Source organism: Collinsella sp. OM06-18AC, from assembly GCF_003438785.1.
Classification (GTDB): Bacteria; Actinomycetota; Coriobacteriia; order Coriobacteriales; family Coriobacteriaceae; genus Collinsella.
In genome coordinates, this window is the sequence record NZ_QSTX01000017.1 from 1 (window position 1) to 14,691 (window position 14,691).

The following is a 14,691-nucleotide window of genomic DNA, read 5'->3' on the forward strand; positions in this document are numbered from 1 at the left end:
GAAAATACGTTGGTGAAAATGGTGAAAAATATATTGACGCTAACAGGTGGCTGTGGGCCCTCGGCACGATGTGCCGGGAGGGCGCGGAATAGACATAAGCCCCCGTCCCGGCGAGCCGGGCAGCCTTCGGGGACACCCCCGTTCTCGCTGTGCGCGCGGCGGCCGCCGCATGCGCGAAGACAGACTAGGGGAACCCCGCCGAAGGAGAGGATTGCGGGCCGCCGGAGCGGTATCCGCGGATATGAGACTGAGCCGAAGGCGTCGATGACATGCCGGGGGCGGACCGGGACGGGTTTAACGGCAGGCCCCGCCGACCGATTGCAAGCGGTCGGCGGGGCCATTGTGGCCCTTGACAGTGGATTGGGTCATATGAGCGAGCGGGCTGCATTTGAGACAAGGTGACGTGAAACGAAAGGGCGCTGACCTTCTGGTCGCGCCCTTGAAGTTGAACGTCAGATTGTCCAAATGCGGCCCGCGCAGCGTCGAGCCGTTACGCGGTTCGTAGAACCGCGTAACCCCCTAGTACATCTTCGCGCCGGCAGGGATGGAAGCGTCGAGCTGAATCAGGTTGAGGCGCTCCTCGCCCTCCTCCTCGTGGATGGCGCTGATGAGCATGCCACAGCTGGGGATGCCCATCATCTTGCGCGGAGGCAGGTTGGTGATGGCGAGCAGGGTCTTGCCGACCAGGTCCTCGGGCTCGTAATAATCGTGAATGCCGGAGAGGATGGTGCGGTCGGTGCCGGTGCCGTCATCGAGCGTAAAGTTCAGCAGCTTCTTGGACTTCTTGACGGCCTCGCATGCCTTGACCTTCACGGCGCGGAAGTCGCTCTTGGAGAAGGTATCAAAGTCGACGAACTCCTCAAACAGCGGCTCAACGGCAATCTTGGAATAATCAACCGTGGGCTTAAGCGGCTTGACGAAGGGGCTCGCGGCGTTGCCGGCCTCGGCGGCCTTGGCAGCAGCGGCACCGGACTGGAAACCCTTCTCGGGCTTCATGTGCGGGAACAGCAGCACGTCGCGGATGGAAGCCTGGTTGGTGAGCAGCATGACCACGCGGTCGATACCGATGCCGATGCCACCCGCGGGAGGCATACCGTACTCGAGGGCGCGCACGTAATCCTCGTCGTACTCCATGGCCTCATCGTCGCCACCGGCCTTCTCGGCCATCTGGGCAGCGAAGCGCTCGGCCTGGTCGACCGGGTCGTTGAGCTCGGAGAACGCGTTGGCGTACTCGTGACCGGCGATGACCAGCTCAAAGCGATGGGTCAGGCGCGGATCATCCTCAAAGCGCTTGGCAAGCGGGCTAACCTCGATGGGGTAATCGCACACGAAGGTGGGGTTGACGATGGTGTCCTCGCCCAGCTCGTCATAGATCTCGGCGATGATCTTGCCGGCGGTCCACTCGGGCTTGATCTCCAGGCCCTTCTCGCGTGCGGCGGCAGCAAGCTCCTCGACCGGCGTATCGATGGTGACCTGCTTGCCGAGCACGTCGGAGACGATGTCGGTCATGGGACGGCTGGCCCACTCACCAGAAAGGTCGATGGTCTGGCCCTGGTACTCAATAACCTCGGGGTTGCCGATAGCCTTGTTAGCGGCCTTAATGACACCCTGGGCGAGCGCCTTCATGCCCTCGAGATCGGAGAAGGCGCGGTAGGCCTCCATCGTGGTGAACTCGGGGTTGTGGGTAAGGTCCATACCCTCGTTGCGGAAGATGCGGCCGATCTCGAAAACGCGCTCAAAGCCGCCGACGATGCAGCGCTTGAGGTGCAGCTCGGTGGCGATACGCAGGTAGCACTCCTGATCGAGCGCGTTGAAGTGCGTGATGAACGGCTTGGCAGTAGCTCCGCCCTGGATGGTCTGCAGGATAGGAGTCTCGACCTCCATGTAGCCATCGGACTCCATAAAGCGGCGGAACGTGGAGAGGATCTGCGAGCGCTTGCGGAAGGTCTCGCGAACGTCGTCGTTGGCGATCAGGTCGACATAACGCTGACGATAGCGGGTCTCCTTGTCGGAGAGACCGTGGAACTTCTCGGGCAGCGGGCGAACGGCCTTGGACAGCAGCGTCGCGCTCTTGGGGGCAACGGAAAGCTGGCCACGCTTGGTGCGCACGACCACGCCGGTCACGCCCAGGATATCGCCCAGGTCGAGGGCCTTGAGCGTATTCCAGGCGGCCTCGTCCATATCGTTGATGCGGCAGAACAGCTGGATCTCGCCGGTCGCGTCGCGCACAACGATGAACATGATCTTGCCCTGACCGCGCTTGGCGACCACACGGCCGCCGATCTTCACGACGTCCTCGGTGTCCTCGCCATCGGTGAGCTCGGCGTACTTAGTCTCGATGTCGACGACGTAGTCCTCAATCTCGGAGTGCTCGGGATAGGGGTTCTGGCCCGCCTCGAACAGGGCGGCGCGCTTGGCCAGGCGGGTGGCGCGCTCGTCGTTGAGCGTCGATGCCTGATCGGCGGCGTTCTGGTTCTCTGCCATAAGTTAGCTCCTCAAATTAAAACGCTCCCCAGGATTCGGTCCCAGGGAGCGAAAACATGCCTTTACGCGGGACCGTGGTCTAGCGTGCGATCTTTGCGATGGTGTAGACGCGGGTCTTGCCCGAAGGCGTAACAACCTCGACGGAGTCGCCCTCGCCGTGACCGATGATGGCATGGCCGACCGGAGACTCGTTGGAGATCTTGTGCTCGAGCGAGTTGGTCTCGGTGGTACCGACGAGCGTGACTTCCATGACCTCACCGTTGGGATCGATCAGAGAAACGGTGGAACCGATGGAGACGGTCAGATCGCCCGTAGTGGCAGCAACCTGAGCGTTGGCGAGGATGGCCTGAATCTCGGCAATGCGAGCAGCATTCTGGGCCTGCTTGTCCTTGGCGGCGTCGTACTCGGAGTTCTCCGAAAGGTCGCCGAACGCGCGGGCTTCCTTGATGTCCTCGACGATCTCCTTGGCGTAATCGCCCTCACGCCAAGCGAGCTCCTCGACGAGCTTCTGGCGGCCCTCAGCGGTCAGTACGATCTGGCTTGCGTCCATACGGATATCTCCCCAACTATGATGTAACGATCAACTGTCAACAAAACGAAAAAGACCGGCTAGCCTGCGGGCAAGCCGGTCAGGTGCTCACCCCAAAGGGATGGGACTACTCTGCGTCCGCGTCGCTGTCCTCTGCCTTCTTTTGCTTGGCAGCAGCGAGCTTGGCCTCGAGCTCTGCGATCTCCTTGTCCTCCTTGGACTCCTCGACCACAACGTCCTCGGCCTGCTTGGTTTCGCCCTTATCGTCGCCCTCCATACCCTCGCGGATATTCTTGACGGTAGAGCCGAGGGACTTGCCGAGCTTCGGCAGGTTCTTAGGCCCGAAGATAATCAGGACAACAACGAGAATAATGATGAGCTCAGGAGCCCTCAGTCCAAACATGTAGACCTCCACAATACAGCGAGACAAGCTCGAATGAGTATACCGCGGGTATCGCGGTATCACAACAATAGCTAAAAAAAGGGACCGCAAGAAGCGGTCCCTCCTCATGCTCTGGTCGGGTTGACTGGATTTGAACCAGCGACCCCTGCGTCCCGAACGCAGTGCTCTACCAAACTGAGCCACAACCCGTTAGCTCGACTATATTAACAAAGATTTCCGTCGTGTGCTAGAGAAATTTTTACTTCTTTGGCACTTCGATGCGAACCGTGTTGGGAATGAGCTCCGTCGCGCAGGACCACCAGCCGTTTTGCTGGGCAGCGTCGGCAAGCCTTTCGGCCGTGGCGGCGGTGTCGCAAATGGCAAACGAGCAGGCGCCCGATCCGCACACATCTACAGCAACGGTGCCGTCTTGTTTACGCAGCCAATCGAGAACCGTTTGTATCTGCGGCTCCATCTGTGCGGAAATGACACCCAGGTTGTTATGGATGAGCGCATATGCCGTCTCGGCATCACCAGCATGCAAGGCAGAAGCTATCGCGCCGGGCTTGTCTGCAGGCACCGGAGCCTCGTCAAAACGTCGATAGGCTTCAATTGTCGAAACGCTTGCCTCGCGCGGCTTGACCAACACGACGGGCGTTGCGGGCAGCGCGGGATACTCAGTTGCCAGCACGTCTCCCCCACCTACGTAGAACGCAGGGCTCGCGTGCAAAAAGAACGGGACGTCAGCACCAATACCCCGCGCAATGTCGTCGAGCGCGGGGTCGGTGTGATCAATTCCCCAGAGCTCCGCCAAGGCGACAATGACCGCGGCCGCATCCGTCGAGGGGCCGCCCAAGCCGGCGCACAATGGAATGCGCTTCTCAATCGTCACGCAGATGTTTGCCTCGCGACCATAATGCTCGGCCATAGCAACCGCAGCCCGATACGCCGTATTCTTTTGCATGGGAAAATCTGATGCCGGAACCGTCTGGACGGTCAGCGCCTGCGCCGGCGCGACCGTCACGGAATCGGAAAGACCGACGGCTGCCATCAGGGAATCGACCCTGTGGTAGCCGCGGTCATCGCGCTCGGTATGAACCCCCAGGTAGAGGTTAATCTTTGCCGGCGCGGAAAGAGTCAGGGACCGATCGGTCACCGTTAGTGCTCCTCGAGCTGATTGCCGAGCGGGGTAAAGATATGCTCGCCGCTCTCGGGGTCGAACAGCTCGACCTGACCGGTGAGGACATCGATATACTGGTAGGACTGACGCGACTTGCGCCCGCGGCGCTCGTCGACCTCGACGATAAAGACGGCGGGGTGGACGCTCTTGATGGTGCCCATGCGCTCGACGACGCGGGTGCGGCCCATGTTGGCCTTCACCTTGACGCGATCGCCCACCATATCGGTCAGCTTCTCGTGGATGTCGTCGACGTGATTGACTTCCATCTCTTCCATGAACAGGGCCTCCAGAAGGTGCAATTCAAAAAGGGGATAATACCCCTAACATAGACAAAACTCTAATACTATAGCACCCTGCTGCCGCCATACGCAAGTAGCTAATTTGGCTACTTACAGATTGTCGGTATCGAGGACGATGGTGAACGGACCGTCGTTGACCAAGTCGACTTTCATATCGGCGCCAAAGATGCCGTGCGCCACGTGTTCGACATCTTTGCGAACGAGCGTCAAGAAGTACTCGTAGAGCTCGTTGGCAACATCGGGGGCGCCGGCATCGGTAAACGATGGGCGGCGGCCGTGACGGCAATCGGCGAACAGCGTGAACTGCGACACTACGAGAACCTCGCCGTCGACATCGGCAAGTGCCAGGTTGGTCTTGCCGTTCTCGTCCTCGTTAATGCGCAAGCCGCGGAGCTTGCCCCACAGCTTATCAGCCTCGGCGCGCGTGTCGCCGTGGCCCACGCCCAACAGCACCAGATAGCCGCGCCCAATTTTGCCCACGTACTCGCCGTCGACCGTCACGCCGGCGTTGAGCACGCGCTGAACCACCGCACGCACGGCCTACTCCTCGCCCGTCAGTTTGGCGGATAGGTGCTCGAGCGCATGGAATCGATGGCTGATGGCGTTCTTCTCGTCCGCCGTGAGCTCGGCCATAGTCTTGCCCGGCGTATCGACCGGCAGGAACAGCGGGTCGTAGCCAAAGCCGTGATCGCCGCGGCCCTCGTGCGCGATAACGCCCTCACAGGCGCCCTCGCCATAGGTGACCAGGCCGTCCGTATCGATGAGCGCAACGACGCTCATAAAGCGCGCGGTGCGGTCCTCGTCTGCCACGCCTTCCAGATTCACGAGCAGCTTGGCATTGTTGGCGGCATCGTCGCCGTGAACGCCCGCGTAGCGCGCGCTATACACACCGGGCTCACCGTCCAGCGCGTCGACGACCAGGCCCGAATCGTCGGCAATGGCCATGAGCCCCGTCTCTTCGACGGCAGCCTGCGCCTTGATGATGGCGTTCTCCAAAAACGTCGTGCCGTTTTCCTCGGGGTCCTCAAATTCGCCCAGCTGGCCGAGCGCCACAAAGCGCACCTCGGGCATGACCTTGCCCAAAATGGCCTCGATCTCGGTGAGCTTATGGGCGTTGCCCGTTGCCACGACAATGGTCGCCGCCGGGTCGAGGGTGTCGATGTCGATCTTCTCAAGTGCCATGAGTGGTCTCCTTGTCTCTATAGCAATGCCGCGCCGAGGGCGACGAGGGCCTCCGCCTCTCCCCTCTCAATCAACGGCAGTCTTATACTTCGACGTTTTCCCAGATAAAACCTGCCAAAATAAACCTGTCCCTTTTTGGCAGGTTAGGCGATGGCTTGGCGCTGAAGCTCGATGAGCTCGGCGATGCCTTTGTCGCCCAAGTCGAGCAGGGCGTTGAGGCGCTTACGGTCAAAGGGCGCCTGCTCGCCAGTGCCCTGGAGCTCGATCATCTCACCGGTGTCGGTGGCGACGAGGTTCATGTCGACTTCGGCATGGCTGTCCTCGGAATAATCGAGGTCAAGCAGCGTATTGCCGTCGACAACGCCCATGGAGATGGCGGCCACCTGGCCGGTAAGCGGGATGCGCTCGATCTTGCCCGCCTCGACCCACATGGCGAGGGCGTCGTGCAGCGCCACCCAGGCGCCGGTAATGCTCGCCGTACGCGTACCGCCATCGGCCTGAATCACATCGCAGTCGACGGTGACGGTGTACTCGCCGAGCGCTTTCATGTTGACGACGGTACGCAGGCTGCGGCCAATGAGGCGCTCGATCTCCATGGAGCGGCCCTTGCGGTTGGCGTGTTCGCGCTTGCAGCGCTTGCCGGTCGACGTCGGCAGCATGGCGTATTCCGCGGTCACCCAGCCGGCCTTAGCTCCCTTTCGCCAGCCCGGCACGCCCTCCTCGATGGTGGCGGCGCACAGCACGCGCGTGTCGCCGAACTCGGCCAAGCACGAACCGTGGGCGTGCTTCATGACGCCACGGGTGAGCTTAACGGGACGCAACTCGTTGGCGGCGCGGCCGTTGGCGCGGTTGACCTGCATGTACTCCATAGAAATATCCTTTCGGCAAAAGATGTGGCGAAGGCTTTGGCGGCTGCCTTACATCTATTCCAGCTCATCGATATCGATATGTTCGATGCTCTTGAGCGGCTGACCAAAGATAAAGCTGCCCGCCACCGCAAACTCGGCAATGTTATCGGCCGTCGTGGCAAAACGATGCTGCGGCTCGGCGGCGTCACCCGCCAGCTGCTCGCGGCGCGTGAGGATATCGGTCAGCTCTCGTGTGGTCTCCTCGGCGGAACTCACGACGCGCACCCCAGGCCCCAGCGCATGACGGATAGGTCCCACCAACAGCGGAAAATGCGTACAGCCGAGCACCACGGTATCGATACCGTGGTCGCGCAGCGGCTCAACCGTGGCACCCACCAGCGCACGCACGGCAGGCGTATCGAAGATGTCCTCGTTCTCAAGCCACTGTTCCTGCAGATGTGCACCCGAGGCGAGCTCGTGTTCGACAACCTCGACAAAGCTCGAGGCAGGACAACCGTATACATCGACGCCGGCATCCAGGTCCTGGATGGCGCGCGTGTAGGCGCCCGAGCGAATGGTGAGGTTGGTGGCGAGCACGCCCACCCGGCGCGTGCGAGTGCTGTTGATTGCCGCGCGTGCGCCCGGTGCGATCACACCGATGACGGGAACGTCGAGCACCTGCTGGGCCAGACGCAAGGCCGCAGCGGTCGCCGTGTTGCAGGCGATGACCATAATCTTGACGTCGTGCTTCGACAGCCAACGGCCCGCCTGCAACGCAAACGAGCGCACCTCATCCTCGGTGCGCGTGCCGTAGGGGCAGCGTTTTGTGTCGCCGAAGTAGTAGACGGACTCGTGCGGCAGCGCCGTCGCGATGGCGCGCGCAACCGTCAGACCACCAAGACCCGAGTCGAATACGCCAATAGGGCGCGTGTCCCCGGCCAGATTCTTGATATCGGACATTACCTCACCAGATTCTCTCTCGAAAAGACATATCCAAGTGCGGCGACGCCGCGCTACGAACGCGCCGTGACCAGCAGCTCTGCCGTCGCCGCCCAACCGTCGACAATTTTGCCGCGCGTAACGAAAGCGTTCTCGCAAGCAGCCAGGAACTCGGGCGCGCCGGCGCTCGTCAGGCCATTCTCGACCAGGCAGAACGTGCCCACGTGATCGGCCATGTAGAAGTCGGACTCGGAATCGCCGAGCGCGAGCGTCTCCTCGCGCTCGATCCCCAGGTGCTCGCAGAAGCGCGCAATGGCGACGCCTTTGTTGAGGCCCGCGGGGTTGATGTTGAATGCACGACCGTCCTCGACGCGATCGAGCTCGAGCGTCGTCGGCTTGGACAGATGCGTCAGGTGACCGTTACAGGCCCACACCAGGCCACAGCCGGCCTCGTCGAGGATGGCCTGCGCCTCGTCATCGGGGATGTCGCCGCGCATGCCGACGGTAACCTCGCGGTACTTGTAGCCGGTCGACATGTCGTTGTGATACTCGATCTTGTGCGGCCAGCGGGCGAGGATCTTCTCGCACACGCCAGTCTGCTCGATCACCTGGTGCGGCGTGAGACCGCAAGATGGGTCGTAGGGCATATCGCCGGTCAGATACTCCCAATCGTTGGCCTTGAGATCGTACATGACCAGGCCACCCATCTCACCAATGTAGGAGTTGAGGCCGAGCACGCGCGCATCCTCGTGGATCATGGTGCGGTTGCGGCCCGAGGTGGGAACCACTTGGATGCCGGCGCGGGCAAGTGCCACGACAGCCTCGACGAGCTTGGTCGAGGGGTTGCCGTCGTTGTCGCGCAGCACGCACGAGCCGGGTGCGAGCATCGTAGCATCCAGGTCGGTAAAGACGTACTTAACCTTGGCCAAGCGCTCGCGCATCTCGCCCGAAAGCTCGGCGACGGTCGGCAGGGTGTTGTGGGACATGGTTACTCCGTTTACGTAGAAGGGTTTGGGCTTGGACGGCATGTTTTGATTGAGGGAACACGTTTATGGCGACAGCGCACTCAGGGCGCCTTCGCCATCATGGTTCATTAGTCAAACTGAGTAACATCGATCAGGCGATTGGCCAACGAAAGGTCGCTCTCGATGGGCACGAACTCGTCGCCCACGTGCATGAGCTCCTCGTCACCCTTTGCCAGCAGCAAGACAATGGTGGGAGCATTGGGGTTGACGTACTCCTCGCGCGCCGCCTTGAACGCCGCATGCACAGCGGCTTCACGGTCGAGGATGATCTTGTTCGGCGTATCGTCGGGAACATGCTCGGCAAGCTCGCGACAGACCTTCATCGGGTCCTCGTGAGCCGGGTCCTCGTTGGCAAAGATCATCAGGTCGGAATATGGTGCGGCCTCGCGCGGAAGCTGCTCGCGGCGCTCCTGCGCCTTGCCGCCGGCAGCGCCAAACACTGCAATGACTGGACTAGTGGGAAACGCGCGCTTGACCGACGAGAAAAGCGAACGGAACGAAAGCTGGTTGTGCGCATAGTCAACGACGCAGATCACGCGGCCATCCTTCGACTCCACGACCTCCATACGGCCCGGCACACGCAGTTTGGAGAGGCCCTTCTTGATAGCCTCGATACCGATGCCGATCTCGTGCGCAGCGGCGATAGCGACCAGCGCGTTTTCCACGTTAAAGTCGCCCGCGATGCCCAGCAGGACCTTCTCCCCCGCCTCGGACTCGTCGGCACACAGGCCATGCAGGTTAAACTCGATGTTAAAGCCGACCACGCGGACATCGCTTGCCCACAGGCTTGCCTCGGGATGCTCGACGCCAACGGTCACCAAGCGCTCGGCCGTCGACGCTGCCTCCAGCACACGGTCAACCTCTTCGGTGCCCAGATTCACCACGGCGGTCTTTGCCTGGTCAAAGATCCTGAGTTTGCTCTCAAAATAATCCTCAAACGTGGGGTGTTCGATCGGTGAGATGTGGTCACGGCCGATGTTGAGGAAGCACGCCACGTCAAACGGCAGATTCTCGACGCGTTGGTACTTGAGTGCCTGGCTCGAGACCTCCATGACCATGGACTGGCGACCGGACTCACGGCAGTTGGCGATATGGCGCCAGACCTCGGGGGCCTCGGGCGTAGTATTGGTGCTCTCGTAGCACTCGATGCCATCGTCGGTACTCACCGAGCCGATCATGCCGCAGGATTCGCCCGCTGCCTTGATGATGGACTGGAGCATGAAAGCGGCCGTGGTCTTTCCCTTGGTACCGGTGATGCCCACGATCTTGACGTCGTGGTCGGGACGGTCGTAGACCTCCGGCGGCAACAGGGCCATGGCCGTGCGAACGCTATCAACAACCAGCATCGCAGCACCGCTCTCCTGCGCCAGCGGCTCCAGAGACTCGACCAGCGACTCTTCGCACACAAATGCGACGGCGCCCGCATCGAGCGCCATGCTCAAAAACGCGGGCTTAAAGGCAGCGCCTTTGCAAAAGAACACGTCACCTGCCGAGACCGCACGCGAATCAAACGAGCAGCCGGTCACGGCACGCTCGTCAACCTGCTCTGATGCGCGCAGCTCGCCGCACACATCGAGAAGCTTGGCAAGCGTATCGACCGTGGTCACGGTCGCGGAATCCGAATGGTGCATCTTTCGCCTTTCTCAGCCATTTGGCAGGGACGGTTTTTATAGTAACTGAAACGCACCCACGCAAAAACGGCTCCCGGAGGAGCCGTTACGCGCAGGCGTTCGTAAGCCGAGGCTAGGCAGCCTGAACAGCGGGCTGGTCCTCGTCGATAAAGAAGCGCTTGTACCACACCAGGAACACGAGCGGCGTATAGATCTTGCGCTGGAAATCGCCCTTGCCCGCAAAGTGCAGATCGAGCAGGTGCATGAGCTCGTCGGTATCGAAGAACTCGCTTGCCCACGGCGCGGTGAAGTACTCCTTGACATAGTCGTACCACTTTTGCTCGCGCAGCCAGTAGACAATCGGCACCGGGAAGCCCACCTTGGGACGGGTGGCCCACTCATCGGGCAGCGACTTGTTGGCAGCGTGGCGGAGTACCTGTTTGTTGCCGTTCTCGTTGATGCGGTAGCGGTCGGGAATGTGCTCGGCGAACTCCATGACTTTGCGGTCCAGGAAGGGCACGCGCAGCTCCAGCGAGTGCGCCATGCACATCTTGTCGGCCTTGAGCAGAATGTCGCCCGGGAGCCACATGTTCATGTCCAGGTACTGCTTCTTGACCAGCTCGGGCTGACCTTTCACGCGCGCATAGATGGGAGCGGCAAGCTCGAAGGCGCCATCGCCGGTGTTGTACTCGGGCTTGAGCACGCCGTCGACCTCGCGCTCCGGCCATACCAGAGCCTGTCCCAGGAACGACTTCTCGGGGATCTCGGCACCCTTGACCAGGAAGTTATGTCCCTTGAAGTACGGCATATGCAGCGCCAGGTTACCGAGCGCGCGACGAATGGGCAGCGGCACCATCTTTTTGTATTTGCGGACCGGGACCGTGTCCTCGTAGTAGGCGTAGCCGCCAAAGAGCTCGTCGGCGCCTTCGCCCGAAAGCACGACGGTGACGTCCTTGCGGGCCATCTCGGCCAAGAACCACAGCGGCACGGAAGACAGGTTGGACTGCGGCTCGTCCATGTGATACTGGATGTCCTCGAGCGCACCGAAGAACTCGTCGGCGGTTATCATCTTGCGGACATTCTCGACGCCGAGCTTGTCAGAAAGTTCCTTGGCGTAGTTGGTCTCGTTGAAGTTCTTGTAGTCAAAGCCCACCGAGAAGGTCTTGTCGGGCATGAGGCAAGCGGCGATGTAGCTGGAGTCGACGCCGCCGGAGAGGAACGACGCGACCTTAACGTCGGCGATGCGATGGGCCTCGACGCTCTCGTGCACGACCTCATCCAGCTCGTCGACGTACTCCTCGAACGGCTTCTCGACGGCAGAGTAATCGCAATCCCAGTAGCGCTCGATGTTCATCTTGCCGGTCGGGATGTCTGCGGTAAAGTAATGCGCCGGCGGCAGCTTGTAGACACCCTCGAAGAAGGTCTCCTCGGTTGCCGAATACTGCAGCGTCATGTACGGACGCAGGGCCTTTTTGTTGACCGCCTTGTGGAAGTGCGGGTAGTCCAGGAAGCTCTTGATTTCGGAGCCAAAGAGCACGCCCGGCGCGCCGTCGCCCGCATCGGCCATGGGATAGTAGTAGAGCGGCTTGATGCCAAAGATGTCGCGGGCGCCAAAAAGCTTGTTCTTCTTCTTGTCCCAGATGACGAAGGCGTACATGCCGCGCAGGCGATCGAGTACGGCCTCGCCCCACTCCTCGTAGCCGTGCAGGAGGCTCTCGGTGTCGGCTCCACAGTGGAACTTATAGCCCTTGGCCTCGAGCTCGGAACGGAGTTCTTGGAAGTTGTAGATCTCGCCGTTGAAGACAATGACGACGCTACCGTCCTCATTGGCCATGGGCTGAGCGCCGGCCTCGGTCAGGTCGAGGATCGACAAGCGGCGGAAGCCGAGGGCAACGCGGCCGTCGATAAACTGGCCGCCCATGTCGGGACCACGATGGACGATGCGGTCCATCATCTTGGTGAGCACCTCGGATTGGTTATCCGTCCCACCGACAAAACCGACAAAACCGCACATATACTATCCCCTCTGCTGTTGCTGGGTATCAAATCGAATCAGTAGCTTTTGAGTATACCCGAGGGCGTAAAGAGGGGCGGAATGTTCAGGCAATCTCAACTGAATCAGCTCCGCGCCGACACGCGCCGGTTACCTTTAATGGATATGAGATGAATGAGGCGATTGTTTTGCTATACTCTCTCCGCACGGGCGATTGGCGCAACGGTTAGCGCAGGTGCTTTACACGCACAAGGCTGGGGGTTCGAATCCCTCATCGCCCACCATTGAATTGGAAACGGTCCTCGCAAGGGGACCGTTTTTGTTTGGGCCCAGCGCATGGGATTCGAACCCGACAGGGTGCGAAGCTGAGGAAACGCGAAGCGTTTTCCAGCGCAGCACGCGAGGGCCGCAGGCCCGAAGCGAAAGCGGGCGGCGTCAGCCGCACGCGACATCCCTCATCGCCCACCACTGATTTGATAGGCTCCCAGCAATGGGAGCCTTTCTTTTTTGGGCCCATTTCATGGGATTCGAACCCGCCAGCACGACTGTCACAAAGGCCGTGGCCAGAAAATGGCAAAAATGAGTACTGCCACCTTGCTTACAACATATCAAAAGATAGTATTTGCTTAAGTTACGAAACATATGTCCATTATAAGGACTAGCAATTGGATCAAAATCGTGCATTCATCGCCATTTCGACTTGCCATCTGGTCTTATTAGTCCAAAATTGCTGCGACCAAATCGGTAACAGTACTCATATTTAATGTTATTTGACCAGCAGGTCTCCCCGCCTTAGCAAATCTAAGGCAAAACGGGCTCCAGACCGCTGAATCATGCCACATAGGGCACGTCCGCAGTCCGGAACCCGGTCAAAGTTAAGTTATTTCGCTGTGTTAGGCCAAAACGTCCGACAGGATCTCGATCAGACTGTCCACGTCGGCTTCCTCGCAGACGAGCGGCGGCAAGAAACGCAGCGTATGGGCACCCGTAGCGTTAATCACGGCACCAGCCCCCAATGCACGGGCCACAACGTCGTGTGCATCACCCACAGTATCGTCCAGATCGCAGCCGAGCATCAAGCCGCGGCCACGCACCTCGGTCACGTTCGGCAGCTTGGCGAGCTTTGCCTCCATATAGGCGCCTACCTTGGCAACATGGTCGGCATAATCGCCGTGCACGAGCGCGGAGAGCGTCGCGGCACACGCCGCGATGGCCAAGCAGCTACCGCCAAAGGTCGAGCCGTGGTCGCCCGGCTTAAACACGTCGGCAATCTCCTTCTTTGCCACGACGGCACCCATGGGCACGCCATCAGCAATGCCCTTGGCAAGGCTCATGATGTCGGGTTCCACGCCATAGGTTTGGAATGCAAACGGCTTGCCGGAGCGGAAGATGCCGCACTGGACCTCGTCGGCGATAAGCACGGCGCCCACTTCGTGTGCCAGGTCGCGCGCTGCCGCCATAAACTCCTCGGTCATGGGGTGCACGCCGCTCTCACCCTGGATCGGCTCGAGCATCACGGCACAAATTTCGCTCCCCAGCTGCTTAAAGATCGCACGCAGTTCATCGATATCGTTGGGCGTGCAGGCCACAAAGCCACCCGGCAGCGGGCGGAAACTATCCTGCAGCCAATCCTGCATGGTGGCGGCAATGGTCTCGAGCGTACGGCCGTGGAAGCCGCCGCGCATGCACACGATAGTGTTGCCGCCGTTACCGGCACGTTTGGCGTACAGGCGCGCGAGCTTCATCGAGCCCTCGTTGGCCTCAGCGCCGGAGTTGGCAAAGAAGGTCTCCCAAACCTGCTCATCCGCAGCCGGGGCACCAAGAGCAGCTGCCGTGGTCTCATCGCCGGCGGCAATGGCATCGGCAAGCACGCGCGCACCATCTACGTCGTCGTTAGCAAGCTTGGACAGCAGCGCCGCGACCTGTCCGCGCTGCTCAATGTAGAAGTAATTGGAGACATGCATGAGCTTTTTGGTCTGTGCCTCGAGCGCCGAGAGCACGGCCGGGTCACCATGACCTAGGCTGCACACGCCGATGCCGGCAAGAAAGTCGAGGTACTCACGGCCATCGTCGCCGGTGAGCTTCATGCCGTGACCCTCGACAAACTCGACCGGAGAGCGGCCAAAGGTATGCATAACGTAATTGGATTCAAGCGATTGCTGAGCTGCAAGTGACATGGAATGCCTTTCGTTGAGCGCCGGACGGCGCAGGCCTATGGGT

13 protein-coding genes and 2 tRNA genes are annotated in these 14,691 nt (G+C 60.6%); 1 reads left to right on the forward strand and 14 read right to left on the reverse strand.

The features are described 5' to 3' along the window. Nucleotides 1–519: 519 nt before the first annotated feature. From lysS to asnB, 13 genes are all read right to left on the reverse strand, one after another. On the reverse strand, nt 520–2,484 hold the full coding sequence (lysS, locus tag DXB86_RS09170) for a lysine--tRNA ligase (protein ID WP_117736902.1): 1,965 nt from the start codon (nt 2,482–2,484) through the stop codon (nt 520–522). Between the two features lie 79 nt (nt 2,485–2,563). Next, entirely contained in the window at nt 2,564–3,034 is a 471-nt protein-coding gene (greA, locus tag DXB86_RS09175) for a transcription elongation factor GreA (RefSeq protein ID WP_006234960.1), read from the reverse strand. Nucleotides 3,035–3,140: 106 nt separating this feature from the next. Next, nucleotides 3,141–3,416 carry a twin-arginine translocase TatA/TatE family subunit gene (tatA, locus tag DXB86_RS09180; RefSeq protein WP_152073393.1) on the reverse strand — a complete coding sequence of 92 codons (276 nt, stop codon included), beginning with the start codon at nt 3,414–3,416 and terminating at the stop codon, nt 3,141–3,143. Between the two features lie 112 nt (nt 3,417–3,528). Continuing rightward, nucleotides 3,529–3,605: transfer RNA gene (locus DXB86_RS09185), tRNA-Pro, on the reverse strand. 49 nt (nt 3,606–3,654) lie between these two features. Continuing rightward, nucleotides 3,655–4,551 carry a 4-(cytidine 5'-diphospho)-2-C-methyl-D-erythritol kinase gene (gene ispE, locus DXB86_RS09190; RefSeq protein ID WP_233504190.1) on the reverse strand — a complete coding sequence of 299 codons (897 nt, stop codon included), beginning with the start codon at nt 4,549–4,551 and terminating at the stop codon, nt 3,655–3,657. A 2-nt stretch (nt 4,552–4,553) separates the two neighbouring features. Then, nucleotides 4,554–4,850, reverse strand: coding sequence for a Veg family protein (locus DXB86_RS09195; RefSeq protein WP_006234957.1), 297 nt, complete (start codon nt 4,848–4,850; stop codon nt 4,554–4,556). A 114-nt stretch (nt 4,851–4,964) separates the two neighbouring features. Continuing rightward, on the reverse strand, nt 4,965–5,411 hold the full coding sequence (dtd, locus tag DXB86_RS09200; protein ID WP_117563802.1) for a D-aminoacyl-tRNA deacylase: 447 nt from the start codon (nt 5,409–5,411) through the stop codon (nt 4,965–4,967). A gap of 3 nt (nt 5,412–5,414) precedes the next feature. Next, complete coding sequence (gene rdgB, locus DXB86_RS09205; RefSeq protein WP_117635961.1) at nt 5,415–6,056, reverse strand: RdgB/HAM1 family non-canonical purine NTP pyrophosphatase; 642 nt, start codon at nt 6,054–6,056, stop codon at nt 5,415–5,417. A gap of 143 nt (nt 6,057–6,199) precedes the next feature. After that, nucleotides 6,200–6,925: a ribonuclease PH gene (gene rph, locus DXB86_RS09210; protein WP_117563804.1), complete on the reverse strand. Its 726-nt coding sequence runs from the start codon at nt 6,923–6,925 to the stop codon at nt 6,200–6,202. A gap of 54 nt (nt 6,926–6,979) precedes the next feature. Next, nucleotides 6,980–7,864 carry a glutamate racemase gene (murI, locus tag DXB86_RS09215; RefSeq protein ID WP_117736904.1) on the reverse strand — a complete coding sequence of 295 codons (885 nt, stop codon included), beginning with the start codon at nt 7,862–7,864 and terminating at the stop codon, nt 6,980–6,982. 53 nt (nt 7,865–7,917) lie between these two features. Beyond that, complete coding sequence (locus DXB86_RS09220; RefSeq protein WP_117736905.1) at nt 7,918–8,829, reverse strand: HAD family hydrolase; 912 nt, start codon at nt 8,827–8,829, stop codon at nt 7,918–7,920. 107 nt (nt 8,830–8,936) lie between these two features. Further along, the gene (locus DXB86_RS09225; protein ID WP_117736906.1) at nt 8,937–10,499 is read right to left on the reverse strand and encodes a Mur ligase family protein; all 1,563 of its coding nucleotides are present in this window, start codon (nt 10,497–10,499) and stop codon (nt 8,937–8,939) included. Between the two features lie 112 nt (nt 10,500–10,611). After that, on the reverse strand, nt 10,612–12,492 hold the full coding sequence (gene asnB, locus DXB86_RS09230; RefSeq protein WP_117736907.1) for an asparagine synthase (glutamine-hydrolyzing): 1,881 nt from the start codon (nt 12,490–12,492) through the stop codon (nt 10,612–10,614). A gap of 187 nt (nt 12,493–12,679) precedes the next feature. Here asnB and DXB86_RS09235 point away from each other — a divergent pair. After that, a tRNA-Val gene (locus DXB86_RS09235) sits at nt 12,680–12,755 on the forward strand. A gap of 609 nt (nt 12,756–13,364) precedes the next feature. Here the strand turns inward: DXB86_RS09235 and DXB86_RS09240 are convergent. Beyond that, on the reverse strand, nt 13,365–14,648 hold the full coding sequence (locus DXB86_RS09240; RefSeq protein ID WP_117563809.1) for an aminotransferase class III-fold pyridoxal phosphate-dependent enzyme: 1,284 nt from the start codon (nt 14,646–14,648) through the stop codon (nt 13,365–13,367). Between the last annotated feature and the right edge of the window lie 43 nt (nt 14,649–14,691).

Coding starts and splice junctions, on each gene's coding strand:
- lysS (WP_117736902.1), bottom strand. CDS start 2,484: ATGGCAGAGAACCAGAACGCCGCCGATCAGGCATCGACGCTCAACGAC.
- greA (WP_006234960.1), bottom strand. CDS start 3,034: ATGGACGCAAGCCAGATCGTACTGACCGCTGAGGGCCGCCAGAAGCTC.
- tatA (WP_152073393.1), bottom strand. CDS start 3,416: ATGTTTGGACTGAGGGCTCCTGAGCTCATCATTATTCTCGTTGTTGTC.
- DXB86_RS09195 (WP_006234957.1), bottom strand. CDS start 4,850: ATGGAAGAGATGGAAGTCAATCACGTCGACGACATCCACGAGAAGCTG.
- rdgB (WP_117635961.1), bottom strand. CDS start 6,056: ATGGCACTTGAGAAGATCGACATCGACACCCTCGACCCGGCGGCGACC.
- rph (WP_117563804.1), bottom strand. CDS start 6,925: ATGGAGTACATGCAGGTCAACCGCGCCAACGGCCGCGCCGCCAACGAG.
- murI (WP_117736904.1), bottom strand. CDS start 7,864: ATGTCCGATATCAAGAATCTGGCCGGGGACACGCGCCCTATTGGCGTA.
- DXB86_RS09220 (WP_117736905.1), bottom strand. CDS start 8,829: ATGTCCCACAACACCCTGCCGACCGTCGCCGAGCTTTCGGGCGAGATG.
- DXB86_RS09225 (WP_117736906.1), bottom strand. CDS start 10,499: ATGCACCATTCGGATTCCGCGACCGTGACCACGGTCGATACGCTTGCC.
- asnB (WP_117736907.1), bottom strand. CDS start 12,492: ATGTGCGGTTTTGTCGGTTTTGTCGGTGGGACGGATAACCAATCCGAG.
- DXB86_RS09240 (WP_117563809.1), bottom strand. CDS start 14,648: ATGTCACTTGCAGCTCAGCAATCGCTTGAATCCAATTACGTTATGCAT.